Raw genomic sequence first — 13,919 nt, 5'->3', positions numbered from 1 at the left:
TGCGGACATGATCGAACGCACGCCGATATTCAACTTCATCTGCTACACGATACTCGCGCTCGGCATGGTGATCGCGCTTCTGCCTTTTGTCATCGTCATCATCGCATCGACGCTCGATCTGGAGACGGTCAACCGGGTGCCGCTGCCGCTGACCCCGGGTTCGCATTTCTGGGAAAATGCACAGGCTGCCTGGATCCGCGCCGATCTCGGCAACAAGCTGATCCACAGCATCATCTTCGCCACAGCGGTCGGCGCCGGCAAGGTCATGCTTTCCGCCATGGCGGCCTTCTCGATCGTCTACTTCCGTTTCCGCGGCCGGCATCTGATCTTCTGGATCATCTTCATCACGCTGATGCTGCCGCTGGAAGTCCGCATCGTGCCGACCTATTCGATTGCGGCGAATGCATTGCAGCCGTTTCAGACGATCCTCGACCTTACTGGAATCACCGCGCTCGTCGCCTGGGTCTCCGGCATCCAGATCAAGCTCGAATGGGGCCTGTTGAATTCCTACACCGGCCTCGTGGCGCCGCTCGTTGCCACTGCCACCGGCACTTTCCTCTACCGCCAGTTCTATCTGACCGTTCCGGACGAGCTTGCCGAGGCGACGAAGATGGATGGCGCAGGCGCCGTCCGCTTCTTCATCGACATACTGCTGCCGCTGTCGCGCTCGAACATGATCGCGCTGTTCACGATCATGTTCGTCTGGGCCTGGAACCAGTATCTGTGGCCGCTGCTGGTCACCACCGATCCGAATTTCGGCATTGCGGTGACGCAGTTGAAGACCCTTATTCCGTCCGAATTCGGCCTGCCCGACTGGAACGTCGCCATGGCCGGGACACTTATCATCATGTCGCCGCCGCTGTTGCTCGTCATCCTGATGCAGCGCTGGTTCGTGCGCGGCCTTATCTCCACCGAGAAGTGAAGGAGCAGTCCTGTGGCATCGATCTCAATCCGTGATGTGAAGAAGAGCTACGGCAAGCATCCCGTCGTTCACGGCGTCGACCTGGAGATCCAATCCGGCGAATTCATCGTCATCCTCGGCCCATCCGGCTGCGGCAAGTCCACGCTCCTGCGCATGATCGCCGGCCTCGAGGAAATCACCGGCGGTGAAATCGCCATTGACGGACGCGTCGTCAACCAGATGGAGCCGCGCGAACGCGGCTGCGCCATGGTGTTCCAGAATTACGCCCTCTATCCGCATATGACCGTCGCCGAGAATATCGGCTACGCCTTGAAAGTGGCGGGTGTGGCGAAGGCCGAGCGCAGCCGGCGGATCGCCGAGGTCGCCAAGGCGCTCAGCCTCGAACCCTTCCTCGACCGCCGCCCGGCCGCGCTTTCCGGCGGCCAGCGCCAGCGCGTCGCCATGGGGCGTGCGATGATCCGCGAGCCGAAGGTGTTCCTCTTCGACGAACCCTTGTCGAACTTGGACGCCAAGCTGCGCATCGCCATGCGCGCGGAAATCCGCCGCCTGCACCGCCGCCTCGGCGCCACCTCGATCTTCGTCACGCATGACCAGACCGAGGCGATGACGCTGGCTGACCGGCTGGTGGTGATGAACGGCGGCAGGGTGGAGCAGGTCGGCACACCGGAAGAGGTCTATCATCATCCGGTCTCGCGTTTCGTCGCCGGTTTCGTCGGCACGCCGGCGATGAACCTGCTCGAAGGCACGATCAACGACGAGGGTGTCTTCGTCTACGACCAGAGCCGCAGAATTGCGCTGCCACGCGAACGCGCCGCGCCGCTGAAGGGCAAACGCGTCGTGCTCGGCATACGCGCCGAGGCAGCTCGGCTGGTTGCCCCGGATGCGCCCGGCGCATTGGTCGCAACGGCCGATTTCATCGAAGAACTCGGCGCAAGCCGCGTGGTTCATGCCGATTTCGACGGGCTGCCCTTTGCCGTGGCGCTGACCGAGGCCGTGACGGTGAAATCGGGCGATCCGATCGGTATCGCGATCGATCACAATACGATCCACCTCTATGCCGCCGATACCGGCCGGATCATCGAAAACCCGGCGGTGAGCAGCGCCGGCGCCGTTCACGCCTGAGCGGTGTCAGCGGTGAATGGGATCGATCCAGGCGACGTTTTCCGGTTTCTCGACCGGTTCGATATCCAGATTGACCACGACCGGTTCCTGGCCTGAGCGGACGAGCACGCATTCCAGTGTCTCGTCGCGGCTCGCGTTGATCTCCTGGTGCGGCACATAGGGCGGGACGTAGATGAAATCGCCCGGGCCGGCTTCGGCGGTATATTCGAGATGCTCGCCCCAGCGCATGCGAGCCTTGCCCTTGACGACGTAGATGATGCTTTCGAGATCGCCGTGATGATGGGCGCCGGTTTTCGCATTGGCATGGATCGTCACCGTGCCCGCCCAGATTTTCTCGGCGCCGGCACGCGCATGGTTGATCGCGGTCGCGCGGTTCATGCCCGGGGTCTGCGCGGTGTTCGGGTCGAGCGAATTGCCGGGAATGACCTTGACGCCGTGTTCGCGCCAGTCGATGTGAGAATGCTCGTGGTCGCCGCTCATGCCTAGCCTCCGCCTTGATCGGGTCAGTCTAACCCGGAAAGGCTCTACATCTAGGCGGGAGTATCGCGACAGCCAAGCGGATTTACCTTGATACAGCAGAAAGAGCGGAGCCGATGAGCCATCTCCCGCAGATCGATTACGACACCGCTTCGCCAGAAGTTCGCGCGGCGCATGATGAAGAAATCAGGCTGCGCGGGCGCATGACCAACATGAAGCGGACGCTCCTCCATTCGCCGGTCGCCAATCACATCTATGCCGAGTGGTTCACGCTGCGGGCCGAGCTTGATCCTGTCATCAGCGACCGCGAGATCTGGATCTTCTCGCATGCGATTTCGAAGGCGGCGAAATCGAAGATCGCCATCACCTTCTTTCGCCGTGCCTTGATCAACAAGGGTTTTGATCCCGACGCATTGCAGCTTTCCGAAGCGGAGGCGCTGCTCGACGCCTTCGGCAAGGCTGTTGTCGCCGATTCCAATGCCGTTCCGGCCGAGCTCTGGTCGAAGCTGAAAGAGCGCTACGAAACCAAGGCGCTCGTCGATCTCGTCGCCTTCGCCGGCATCATGCTGGCGACCGCCGTCTTCAACAATGTCGTCGAGGTTGAATTCGACCCGGAGCTTGAGGCCTTCGCAGAAGGCGCGCGTTCGGACTAACCACCAAGCGAGACGATTGCGGCTTTGACCGCGTCCGCGCCGGATCTGGTCGGCCGGTATTCGAGGCCGATGGCGCCGGCATAACCGTTGGCGAAGATCCAATCGAGGCGATGAGCGAGGGCAATGCCGCCGGAGCCCGGTTCGTTGCGGCCGGGATGATCGGCGACATGGACGTGGAAAACACGGTCGAGACGGCCGTCCAGCACCTCTTCGGTGCGTTCATCCATCACGGCGGAATGGTAGATGTCATAGACGATGCCGATCTCGGAGCGGGCGACGTCGTCAACGATGTCGAGGCCTTCGCGGGTCGAATCGAGGAAATAGCCGACGTGGTCGATACGGATGTTGAGCGGCTCGACGCCGAGGCGGACACCGCTGCCTTTGAGGATGTCGGCGCCTGCTTTCAGTGTTTCGGTGAGCGCCTTGCGCTGTTCTTCACGGCTGCATCCGGGGAGGTCGTCGCCGGCCTGGACGATCAGCACCGGCGCGCCGAGGCGTTTGGCGGCGGCGACGGATTCGGCAAGGCCTTCCAGCCAGGTCTGCCGGTTGGCGGCATCGGTCAAAGCGATCAGCGGCTCGGCGACGAGGCTGGTGACGGCAAGGCCGGTTTCCTTCAGAGTCGCCTCGATCGCATCCAGATCCTTGTCGGTCCAGCGCCAGAATTCGACCGCCGTCAGGCCGCCAGCATGGGCGCGACGGATGCGGTCGGCAAAGCTGTCGCCGTCTTCGGCAAACAGCCATTCTATACAGGCTGAATAACGTCGCATGAAAACTCCTTGGGTGCGGATGCAGGCTGCGACAGAACGGAGCCTGCCGCAAGAGGCGTTTGGGTGCTTGACGCCCGAATTCATTGGCGGAACACTCGCTTCCATCGAGCCGGGATCGCCGGCGCTTCTGGAGGAAGACATGGATCTGGGATTGAAGGGTAAGATCGCGGTCATAACGGGTGCGTCGGTCGGCATCGGGCTGGCGATCGCCGAGGGACTGGCGGCTGAGGGCGTGGACCTCGTGCTGGCTGCGCGCGGCGGCGAACGGCTGGAGGCGGAGGCCGTCCGCATTGGCGAGAAATTTGGCGTCAGCGCCACCGCCGTTGCCGCCGACGTGGCGACGGCTGCGGGGACGGAGGCGATCATTGCGGCGGCCGCAAAGAAAGGCGGCGCCGATATCCTCATCAACAATGCCGGCACCGGCTCGAACGAGACGGTGATGGAGGCGCCGGACGAGAAGTGGCAGGCCTATTGGGACCTGCATGTGATGGCCGCCGTGCGGCTGGCGCGCGGGATCGCGCCGCAGATGAAGAAACGCGGCGGCGGGGTGATCCTGCATAATGCCTCGATCTGCGCCGTCCAGCCGCTCTGGTACGAGCCGATCTACAATGTCAGCAAATCGGCGCTGATGATGTTTTCAAAGACGCTCTCGACCGAACTCATCCAGGACAATATCCGCGTCAACTGCATCAATGCCGGCCTGATCCTGACGCCCGACTGGATCAAGACCGCCAAGCAGCTGACGGCCGAAAGCGGCGGAAACTGGGAAGGCTACCTGCAGAGCGTTGCCAATGAACACGCTGCATCCAAACGCTTCGGCACGCCGGAGGAACTGGCGAACGTTTTCGTCTTTCTGAGTTCGGAGCGGGCGAGCTACTGCATCGGATCGACCTATTTCGTCGATGGCGGCATGCTGAAGACGATTTGATCGAAGCTGCCGCAAAGCGCAGCATGGCAAGCCTGTTCTTCGCAAGACTGCCGGCCGGCCGTCGATGTTGCCGATACAAGCTATAAATATTAGCTATTTTGTTGTATCTTCACGCTTTCGACGTTATTTGCCTGCTATTGGCGACGAATATTGCGATTTCCAAAAGGCGACGACGATGCTGACGAAGAAGGGAAAATACGGCCTGAAGGCACTGGTCGATCTGGCGCGTCTGGCGCCGGGCGAGACCGCCTTCATCAATGACGTCGCGGCGCGCAACAATATTCCGAAGAAGTTTCTCGACACGATCCTGCTCGAGCTGCGCAATGTTGGTATCCTGCGTTCAAAGAAGGGGCCCGGCGGCGGGTATTCTCTCTCGCGGCCGGCTTCCGAGATCCGCATCGGCCATGTCATCCGCACTCTCGATGGTCCGCTGGCGCCGATCCGCTGCGCCAGCCGCACGGCTTACGAGGCTTGCGACGACTGCGCCGACCCGGAAACCTGTCAGGTGCGGCGCTCGATGACCGACGTTCGGGATGCGATCGCCGCCATTCTGGACAATATGACTCTCGACCAATTCGTCGCAGCCGGCGGCCGCATTGAAGAAACCGGGGACGAATTGCCGATCTCCGCCGCCAGCTGAGACGCTTCGATTTCATAGCCTAGAGCGCCGCGCTGTGTCGTTCAGGGCTCATCTCGACATATGGTCGCCGGCGCGGTGCAGCAATCGATCGCGCGGCAGGGACAGCGCGTGGATGCGTGCATTGCGCCAATGGCGGTCGAGATTGAGGCCGATGCCGGTTGACGCTTCGCCCGCCAGTTCGAACAGCGCATTTGCGGCGCTGAGGGCTGTTTCCCCGGCAGTGATTGCGGCCGCCGAGGCGGAAAAGTAGGCATCCGCCATCGCAGCCTCTACAGGATTGACCTGGGCAATATCGAGTTTGCGGCCCGCCCGCTCCAGAGCTGCCGCCGTGATTTCGATGCCGACGGCGTGTTCGCCGAGCCGGGAGGGGGAGACGGTGCGATCGCCAATGGCTGTCATCAGGTCGGCCCATGCGGCCCGCGCGATGCCGAGGCCTACGCCCGCGTTGAGCAGCAGCCCGAGCGAAATGCCCGTCGAGTATCCGGACGAGGGGGCCGGCGCGATTGCGCCGGCATCGACATGAACTGCGCCGGCGATCGTCGTTGCCGATCCATTGGTGCGCTGGCCGAAACCGTCCCAATCATCGACCACCTGCGCGTCCTCGCTGTTGCGGCTGAGGTAGAGCGTCACCGGGCGGCCGGGCGGAAGTGTGAGGGCAGCGGCAATCCAATCGGCATAGAGAATGCCGGGCGCCGGCCGCATCCGTCCGCTCAGACGGTACCCCGGTCCTTCGGCCGACAGCTCGCTGCCGTCGGCGACGGTTGCGCCGGCGAAGCGGTCGCCGAGCAGCACACGGGCAAACAGCGATGCCTTCAGATCCTCGGCCGCCTGGGTGCGGAGGGTTTCCAGGACGGAAAAGTGATTTTCCAGGGTCTCGCCGATCGAGGCGTCGGCCTCGGCAATGATCGCGATGACCTCGGCAAGCAGGGCGTTCGGCACGTCGAGCCCTTCATGTTCGGGCGGAACAGAGATTGCCGTCAGCCCCGATATCGACAGCGCGTCGAGCTCGGCAAAAGGCAGGATGCGGTTGATATCGCGCTCGCTTGCCTGTTGACGGAATGTGTCGGCGAGTTTGCGAGCCGTAGATACCGCCTCCTCTTCGTTTTCGATGCGGCGTGCCGGCGGCCTGATGCGGTCTTGAAACTGCGATACTGTTCCCATCGCTCACTCTTTCCTCGACGGGTGACAGGAGTGAGGGATTTTCCTCCGGATGATAAGAACGGTTTTTCCAGAAAAACCCAAAGCTTCGAATTTTCTCACCAACTTGATCGCCTCGCCTTGCACTCTACTTATGGTTAACCGGGGCTATCCAGTTGAGGAATATGATGGGTGAAGCACTTGCTCGCCATAGCGAGGTTTGGAAAATGGGGCGCCAGCCGAGACCGCGCCTGACGCTGGATATCGCCGAGATTCCAACTTATGCGATCGGCGACATTCACGGCCGCTACGATCTACTTTTGAAAGCCGAGGAGGCGATCCTGCAAGATGGCACGCGATTGCCCGGGCAAAAGCTGATCGTGACGCTGGGTGACTATATCGACCGGGGCCCGGAATCGGCGCAGGTCATCACTCACCTCATGGAGCCGCCGCCTGATGGTTTCGACCGTATCTGCCTTGCCGGCAATCACGAGATCGCTATGCTCGATTATGTCGACGGCTGGCTCCCTTATGACGACTGGATGCGGATGGGATCGGCGGAATCGCTTAAATCCTATGGGCTCGATCCGGAGCATCTGCCGCTCGTCTTTCCCTCCGGCGCGCAGCTCGACGCCTTCCTGCGGCAGTCGCTGCCGCATACGCACATCGATTTTATGCGGGCACTGCCCATCATGCTGGATACACCGAGTGTGCTGTTCGTGCATGCCGGCATTGATCCGATGCTGCCGCTCTCCGCGCAGACGGAGGAGGACCTGGTCCTTATCCGCCACCGCTTTCTCGAAAGCAGGGTTCCTTTGCCGAAGCTCGTTGTGCACGGCCATACGCCCAGCGACGAGCCCGACATTCGCCCGAGGCGGCTCAATCTTGATACACGCGCCTTTCGCAGCGGCAGGCTGACCGTCGCACGGTTCTGGCAGGGCCGGGTGCATCTGTTTTCCACCTGACATCGTCCCCCGCGAGGCTGTTTCACTAAAGCGCGTCGCGATCTTTCAGATTCCTCCTGCGCTTTAGGTCTCAGTTTTCACGCATGTCGTTGCCGCAAAACCGCTGCACACTTTTGCGCGACAGGCTAGAGTGATCAGACCGTCTCCCTTTCAGTCGGAACAGCTTCGACCGGTCTTTCAACCGAGCGCTTGCGGCGCCAGCCGCGCAGCACGACGTAGAAAACCGGTGTGAGGAACAGGCCGAAGAGCGTCACGCCGAGCATGCCCGAGAAGACGGCGGTGCCGAGCGACTGGCGCATTTCGGCGCCGGGGCCGGTGGCGATGGCAAGCGGCAGAACGCCGAAGATGAAGGCGAATGCCGTCATCAGGATCGGGCGCAGGCGAAGATGACTGGCCTCGATGGCGGCCTCCACCGGCGACTTGCCTTCCTCTTCCGCCTGTCTGGCGAATTCGACGATCAGAATGGCGTTCTTGGCCGCCAAGCCGATCAGGACGATCAGGCCGATCTGCGTCAGGACGTTGTTGTCCATGCCCCTGAGCGACACCCCGATCAGTGCGGCGAGCACGGCAAGCGGGACGATGAGAATGATCGCCAGAGGCAGAACCCAGCTTTCATATTGGGCCGCCAGCGCCAGGAAGACGAAAATGACGGACAGGGCGAAGATGTAGACGGCGGTGTTGCCGGTATGGGTTTCCTGATAGGCAAGCTCCGTCCATTCGAAGGTCGTTCCGGGCGGCAGGATCTTGGCCGCCAATGCCTCCATTTTCTTCAGAGCATCGCCCGTCGAGGTACCGGGCGTCGGATTGCCCTGAAGCGGCACCGAAACATACATGTTGTAGCGCTGAACGAGCGCCGGGCCGCTGGAGTCCTGAATGTCCATCAGTGTGCCGAGAGGCACGAGCGCGCCGGTCGCGGAGCGCACCTTCAGGGCGAGAATGTCTTCCCGGTCCATGCGATATTGCCGGTCAGCCTGGGCGCGAACCTGGTAAACGCGGCCGAACGCGTTGAAATCGTTGACGTAGGCGACGCCGAGATTGATCGAAAGCGCGTTGAAGATATTGGGGATCGGCACGTTCAGGAAGCGCGCCTTGTCGCGGTCGATGGAGAGGAAATATTGCGGGCTGGCATCGGAGAACGTCGTAAAGACGCCGGTCAGCCCCTCGGTCGTTGCTGCCGCCCCCATCATCTGACGGGCAAGGCCGAGCACGCGCGTCATGTCGGGGTTTTCGAGGTCGGAGATCTGCATCTTGAAGCCGCCGGAGTTGCCGACGCCGCGCACGGACGGCGGCGGGATGGCAATGATGAAGGCTTCCTGGATGCTTTGCAGCTTGCCGAAGAGCTCGCCGATGATCTTGTTGGCGTTCTCTCCGCCTTCCTCACGTTCGGCGAAGGATTTGAAAGGAACGAAGACAACGCCCGAATTCGAAGCATTGGTGAAGGTCGCGCCGCTGAAGCCGGCAAATTGCACGGCGTTGCCGACGCCGGGTACGGTACGGGCGATATCGCCCACCCGTTTGATGACGGCATCGGTGCGCGCAAGCGAGGCGCCATCGGGAAGCTGCACGACGATGATCGCATAACCCTGGTCCATGGTCGGGATGAAACCCGAAGGAACGCGGGTGGTCATGTACCAGGTTGCGCCGAGGAGGGCGACGAAGGCGACCATCGAGCAGGTCAATCCTACCCAGCTGCTGACCAGGTGCCGGACGGTCCACGAATAGCCGGAGCTCATCCGGTCGAAGCCGCGGTTGAAGCCGTTTGCAAGGCCAGCCCCCAGACGCGACGCGATGCTCTTGCCTTTCCCCTCGTGAACGTGGGCCTTCAGCAATATGCCTGCGAGCGCCGGCGAAAGCGTCAGGGAATTCAAGGCCGAGATCGCGGTTGTCACGGCGATCGTCACGGCGAACTGCCTGTAGAACTGGCCTGATATGCCGGGGATGAAGGCCGTCGGCACGAATACCGCAATCAGCACCAGCGAGATCGCGACGACCGCGGTTCCGACTTCGTCCATTGTGACGTGAGAGGCCTGTTTCGGCGTCATGCCGCGGGCGAGATTGCGCTCGACGTTTTCCACCACGACGATCGCGTCGTCGACGACGATGCCGATCGCCAGCACAAGGCCGAAGAGTGTCAGCATGTTGAGAGAAAAGCCGAAGGCTAAAAGCACCGCGAAGGTGCCGATCAGCGAGACGGGGATGGCGACGATCGGGATGATCGCGGTGCGCCAGGATTGCAGGAAGACGAGAACGACGATCGCCACCAGGATGGCCGCTTCGACGATGGTTTTATAGACCTCGTTGATCGAGGCCGAGATGAATTCGGTCGTGTCGTAGACGATGCGATACTCGAGACCCTCCGGGAAATTCTGGGAGATGTCCTTCATGAGTGCCTGGACCTGATGGGCCGTATCCAGGGCGTTGGTTCCCGGCCGGGCGAAAATGCCAAGTGCAACCGCCGGATCGTTGTTGAGGTAACTATTGGTGACGTAGTCCTGCGCGCCAAGCTCGATGCGGGCGACATCCTGCAACTGCACGAGCCGGCCCGATGTCGTCGATTTCACGATGACATAACGGAATTCGCGCACATCGGAGAAGCGTCCGTCCGTGCGCACCGTATATTCGAAGGCGTTCCTGCCTGTGACCGGCGGCGCGCCGATCTTGCCACCCGAGACCTGGACGTTCTGGTCTCTCAAGGCGGAGACGACGTCGTCGGATGTCATGCCGTAGGCGGAGAGTTTTTCCGGATCCAGCCAGATTCGCATCGAATATTGACGTTCGCCGAAGACCTGCACGTCACCGACGCCATCGAGGCGCACGAGCACGTCACGGATGCGGTTCCGGGCGTAGTTCGAGACGTAAAGCTGGTCATAGCGGTGTGATGGCGACAAGAGGTGCACGACCATCATCAGGTCGGGCGAGCTCTTGTCGGTGGTCACGCCGAGCCGCTGGACCTCCTCGGGAAGGCGGGGCAGCGCGATGGAAACGCGGTTCTGGACGAGCACCTGGACCTTGTCGAGATCAGTGCCGAGCTTGAAGGTGATCGTCAGCGAAATGGCGCCGTCGGCGCTGGAATAGGAAGACATGTAAAGCATGTCTTCGACGCCGTTGATCTGCTGTTCGAGCGGGGTCGAAACGGTGTCGGCGATGGTTTGCGGGTCGGCGCCCGGATAGGAGGTGCGCACGACGATGGTGGGCGGCGCGATCTCCGGATATTGGGCGACCGGCAGCTGTGTATAGGCGATGCCGCCGACAACGAGGAAGAGGATCGAGATGACGGCGGCAAAAATCGGCCGGTCGACGAAGAAATGCGCGAACCTCATTGTCCGCTCTCCGCGTTTGCGGCCTCCGGCGCTGTATCCTGCCGCTCCTGCGGCAGTTCGCTCATCTGCGGGGTGATAGTCGAACCGGGCCGGGCGCGTATCACGCCGTTGACGATGATGGTTTCGCTGCCGTCGAGACCCTCGCGTATGACGCGATAGCCATAGAGCCGTGGTCCGGGTCGCACGGGCTTGGTCGAAACCTTGCCCTGCGCATCGACGAGATAGACGACGCGTTCATTCTGGTCCGAGCCGATCGCCTCGTCGGGGACGAGAACGGCCTTGTAAGTGTTGGAGGCTTCGACCTGAACACGGCCGAAGAGGCCGGGCTGGAGGATGAAATCGGGATTTGGGAGACGGGCGCGGATGCGGATGGTGCCGCTCTCGTTGTCCACCCGGTTCTCGGCGAAATCGAGCTTGCCCTTGAAAGGTTTGGCGGTCGGGTCCGAGATCGTGACGGAAACATCCACGCCACCGCCGCCCATTTGAAGGTCCTTGCCCTGCTTGCGCGCCGTGTCGGCGAAATTCAGCAGGCGGCGCTCATCCACATCGAAATAAAAATCGATCGGATCGAGGGAAACGATGGTGGTGAGCACCGTCTGATCGGCCTGCACCAGGTTGCCGGGCGAGATCAGGCGGCGATCGATGCGGCCGCTGAGCGGCGCTTTGATCTCGGTATATTCAAGATCGAGAGCCGCGCGGTCGGCTGCGGCCTGCGCGCCGCGGACATTGGCCTCGGCCGACTCGAACTCGCGGCGGCGGTCGTCCAGCGTCTGGGCGGACTGACTGCCGCTCGATGCGAGCGATTGGGCACGCTTGTACTGCGCATCGGCAAAAACGAGAGCGGATTGCGATGCTTCGAGCGCCGCCTTCGCCTGGTTGAGTGCTGTTATGAACGGCCGCTGGTCAATGACGAAGAGCAGGTCGCCCTGCTTGACCAGGGCGCCATCTTCGAAATGAACTTCCTGCAGGTAACCGCCGACGCGGGAGCGGACGGAGACTTCGTCAACCGGCTGAAAGCGGCCGATGAACTCGTCATTGTCGACGACATCGCGCACCACGGGTTTTGCGACGGTGACCGGAGGGGGGGCAGGCGGTGCGCCCTGCGCCATCGCTGCCAGAGGCATCGACATCGCAAGAGAGCCGAGCATCAATATCCGTCGAAGCGCGTAAGTCATACCGGTCCCTCCAATCTCGACGGCCGATCGACTGCCGCCGAACCTAAGATGAAGTGATGTTATTCTTGTCTTGCTGCTTTGAACGAAGGCGTTTGCCTCCGTGATTACCCCGGCGTCCAATTCTGGAAAGGAAGGCCGGCATGCAATGCAAATCGGAAAAGTCGTAACGCTATGAAACTGGATATAAACGGCAGCGACGAAAAATAGCAAATGCCAATTGGCTGCTCTTGCGCAATCCGTCGAAACTTCATGGACGGCGTCAGCTCTCGACGATTTCGTCGCGGCCGGGCGGCAGGACGGCGAGCTCTGCCCAGTCGAGCTCCTGTTCCAGCGTATGGAAAACATCGTCGTCGATCTCGCCGGCGCGGCGCATCGCGGCCAGTTTGCGCCGTTTCGCACCGATGACATTGCGGCGCTGTTTGTCGAGCCTGCTGACCTCGCGCGGGTGTCTTCCGTCGGCAGCAATCTCGCGCTCGGAGGTGTAGACGTCGCGCAGGATTCGGGTGGATTTGTCCTCGCCTTCAAGCTCGGCAAGAGCCGCGTCGATCAATGCCACGCGGGCTTTGGTGAGATCGCGGTTCAGGGATGTGTCCGGATCGAATTTCAGGAAGCGGATCAGCGGCCCGAGCGTCAGCCCCTGGACGATGAGCGTGCCGAGAACGACGGCCAGCGCGCTGAGCAGGATGATATCGCGATCATGGAAGTCGATCGGCAGGGCGAGCGCAGTTGCCAGCGTGACGAGACCGCGCATGCCGCACCAGCCGGCAAGCAGGCTCGCGGCAAATGTGGGAGCGGCTTGCGTCGTGAGACCGCGCTCGGCAAGGAAGATGATGACGCGGTTATAGACGAGCACCCAGGCCAGGCGCACGGCGATGACGGTGACGAAGACTGCGGTTGCCAAGGTGAACGCAAAATTCAGCCGAGCGGGATCGAGATCGAGGACGATCTGGCGGACCTGCAAGCCCATCAGCAGGAAGGCGAGCACATTAAGCAGGAACACCGCGGCCTCCCAAACCGAATAGGAATGAATGCGGTGGCGGGCCGTCTGCCGCTCCGGCATGTAGCGGGCGATCACCATGGCATATGCGACGATCGCCAGGATCGCCGAAAGGTGCAGTCGCTCGGCGATGATCCAGGTGCCGAAGGTGGCGACGAACTCGAGCAGTGTGCCGCCGAGCGTGCCGGCGAGCTTCAGACCAACGATCATGTAGAGACGGCCGAGAAGATGGCCGAGGATGAGACCGCCCGGCGCTGCCAGCGTCAATTCCGCCAGAATGCCGGTGAAGAAGGCAGGATTGGTGGCGGCCGCCACTGCGGCGCTGAAGATGAGGAGTGCGACGGCATCGTTGAGCAGGCTCTCGCCCTTGAGGATTACATAGGTCTGGCGCGGCAGATTGAAGCGGTCGAGCATGACGGTCGCCGCGACCGCATCCGGCGGCGCGACGATGGCGCCGAGTGCGACGGCCACGGCAAGCGGCAGGCCGGCCATTGCGACGCCGACGGCGGCGACGGCCGCGGCCGTCAAAATGACGGCGATTGCGGCAAGCGAAAAGAGCGGCAGCCAGTTGCGCCTCAACGTCCTCGGCGGCAAATCGTATGCGGCATCGAAAAGTACGGGTGCGATGAAAAGCGCCAGCGCCAGCCTGGGATCGATCGCCACCTCCGGCGCCCACGGGAAGGCAGCGACAATGATGCCGGCGATCGCCAGCATGGTCGGATAAGGCACACGGAACTTCCTGGAGAATTGCAGGAAGATGATCGCCACCAAGAGCAGCGTCAGCATGCTTTCGAAGAACGCCATAGGCCCTCCAGA

Annotated in this window: 12 protein-coding genes; 6 read left to right on the top strand and 6 right to left on the bottom strand. The window is 62.0% G+C overall.

The window, feature by feature from the left end; genetic code table 11:
- Positions 1–7 precede the first annotated feature (7 nt).
- Together Tal182_RS18335 and Tal182_RS18330 are read left to right on the top strand one after the other, a co-directional pair.
- Entirely contained in the window at positions 8–922 is a 915-nt protein-coding gene (locus Tal182_RS18335; protein ID WP_016733961.1) for an ABC transporter permease subunit, read from the top strand.
- A gap of 12 nt (positions 923–934) precedes the next feature.
- Positions 935–2,044: a sn-glycerol-3-phosphate import ATP-binding protein UgpC gene (locus Tal182_RS18330; RefSeq protein WP_085860331.1), complete on the top strand. Its 1,110-nt coding sequence runs from the start codon at positions 935–937 to the stop codon at positions 2,042–2,044.
- Positions 2,045–2,050: 6 nt separating this feature from the next.
- Here Tal182_RS18330 and Tal182_RS18325 read toward each other — a convergent pair whose 3' ends face one another.
- Positions 2,051–2,524: a cupin domain-containing protein gene (locus tag Tal182_RS18325; RefSeq protein ID WP_064804601.1), complete on the bottom strand. Its 474-nt coding sequence runs from the start codon at positions 2,522–2,524 to the stop codon at positions 2,051–2,053.
- Between the two features lie 113 nt (positions 2,525–2,637).
- Here Tal182_RS18325 and Tal182_RS18320 point away from each other — a divergent pair, with 113 nt between their 5' ends.
- Positions 2,638–3,174 carry a hypothetical protein gene (locus Tal182_RS18320; protein WP_085860330.1) on the top strand — a complete coding sequence of 179 codons (537 nt, stop codon included), beginning with the start codon at positions 2,638–2,640 and terminating at the stop codon, positions 3,172–3,174.
- Here Tal182_RS18320 and Tal182_RS18315 read toward each other — a convergent pair.
- Positions 3,171–3,941: a TIM barrel protein gene (locus Tal182_RS18315; protein ID WP_064806301.1), complete on the bottom strand. Its 771-nt coding sequence runs from the start codon at positions 3,939–3,941 to the stop codon at positions 3,171–3,173. The two genes, Tal182_RS18320 and Tal182_RS18315, sit on opposite strands and share 4 nt — an antisense overlap.
- Before the next feature lie 139 nt (positions 3,942–4,080).
- On the opposite strand from Tal182_RS18315, the gene Tal182_RS18310 reads away from it, so the two are divergent.
- Entirely contained in the window at positions 4,081–4,869 is a 789-nt protein-coding gene (locus Tal182_RS18310; protein ID WP_085860981.1) for an SDR family oxidoreductase, read from the top strand.
- A gap of 175 nt (positions 4,870–5,044) precedes the next feature.
- Positions 5,045–5,509: an Rrf2 family transcriptional regulator gene (locus tag Tal182_RS18305; RefSeq protein ID WP_064806299.1), complete on the top strand. Its 465-nt coding sequence runs from the start codon at positions 5,045–5,047 to the stop codon at positions 5,507–5,509.
- 48 nt (positions 5,510–5,557) lie between these two features.
- Here Tal182_RS18305 and Tal182_RS18300 read toward each other — a convergent pair whose 3' ends face one another.
- Positions 5,558–6,670 (bottom strand): monooxygenase, encoded by a 1,113-nt coding sequence (locus Tal182_RS18300; RefSeq protein WP_085860329.1) that lies wholly within the window; start codon positions 6,668–6,670, stop codon positions 5,558–5,560.
- 164 nt (positions 6,671–6,834) lie between these two features.
- On the opposite strand from Tal182_RS18300, the gene Tal182_RS18295 reads away from it, so the two are divergent.
- Positions 6,835–7,611, top strand: coding sequence for a metallophosphoesterase family protein (locus tag Tal182_RS18295; RefSeq protein ID WP_170965899.1), 777 nt, complete (start codon positions 6,835–6,837; stop codon positions 7,609–7,611).
- Between the two features lie 134 nt (positions 7,612–7,745).
- Here the strand turns inward: Tal182_RS18295 and Tal182_RS18290 are convergent, their stop codons facing one another.
- The 3 genes from Tal182_RS18290 to Tal182_RS18280 all read right to left on the bottom strand — a co-directional run bounded on the left by Tal182_RS18290 (position 7,746) and on the right by Tal182_RS18280 (position 13,907).
- A complete protein-coding gene (locus Tal182_RS18290; protein ID WP_085860328.1) occupies positions 7,746–10,931 on the bottom strand; it encodes a multidrug efflux RND transporter permease subunit in 3,186 nt (1,061 codons plus the stop codon).
- Positions 10,928–12,106 (bottom strand): efflux RND transporter periplasmic adaptor subunit, encoded by a 1,179-nt coding sequence (locus Tal182_RS18285; protein WP_085860327.1) that lies wholly within the window; start codon positions 12,104–12,106, stop codon positions 10,928–10,930. The genes Tal182_RS18290 and Tal182_RS18285 overlap by 4 nt, the downstream gene beginning before the upstream one ends.
- Before the next feature lie 259 nt (positions 12,107–12,365).
- Positions 12,366–13,907, bottom strand: coding sequence for a cation:proton antiporter (locus Tal182_RS18280; RefSeq protein WP_085860326.1), 1,542 nt, complete (start codon positions 13,905–13,907; stop codon positions 12,366–12,368).
- Between the last annotated feature and the right edge of the window lie 12 nt (positions 13,908–13,919).

Source organism: Rhizobium sp. TAL182 (assembly GCF_002117725.1).
GTDB lineage: Bacteria > Pseudomonadota > Alphaproteobacteria > Rhizobiales > Rhizobiaceae > Rhizobium > Rhizobium esperanzae.
Note: the sequence above shows the minus strand (reverse complement) of the source record. Positions and strands in the feature narration are given on the sequence as shown.

Coding starts and splice junctions, on each gene's coding strand:
- Tal182_RS18335 (WP_016733961.1), top strand. CDS start 8: ATGATCGAACGCACGCCGATATTCAACTTCATCTGCTACACGATACTC.
- Tal182_RS18325 (WP_064804601.1), bottom strand. CDS start 2,524: ATGAGCGGCGACCACGAGCATTCTCACATCGACTGGCGCGAACACGGC.
- Tal182_RS18320 (WP_085860330.1), top strand. CDS start 2,638: ATGAGCCATCTCCCGCAGATCGATTACGACACCGCTTCGCCAGAAGTT.
- Tal182_RS18315 (WP_064806301.1), bottom strand. CDS start 3,941: ATGCGACGTTATTCAGCCTGTATAGAATGGCTGTTTGCCGAAGACGGC.
- Tal182_RS18310 (WP_085860981.1), top strand. CDS start 4,081: ATGGATCTGGGATTGAAGGGTAAGATCGCGGTCATAACGGGTGCGTCG.
- Tal182_RS18305 (WP_064806299.1), top strand. CDS start 5,045: ATGCTGACGAAGAAGGGAAAATACGGCCTGAAGGCACTGGTCGATCTG.
- Tal182_RS18300 (WP_085860329.1), bottom strand. CDS start 6,670: ATGGGAACAGTATCGCAGTTTCAAGACCGCATCAGGCCGCCGGCACGC.
- Tal182_RS18295 (WP_170965899.1), top strand. CDS start 6,835: ATGGGTGAAGCACTTGCTCGCCATAGCGAGGTTTGGAAAATGGGGCGC.
- Tal182_RS18290 (WP_085860328.1), bottom strand. CDS start 10,931: ATGAGGTTCGCGCATTTCTTCGTCGACCGGCCGATTTTTGCCGCCGTC.
- Tal182_RS18285 (WP_085860327.1), bottom strand. CDS start 12,106: ATGACTTACGCGCTTCGACGGATATTGATGCTCGGCTCTCTTGCGATG.
- Tal182_RS18280 (WP_085860326.1), bottom strand. CDS start 13,907: ATGGCGTTCTTCGAAAGCATGCTGACGCTGCTCTTGGTGGCGATCATC.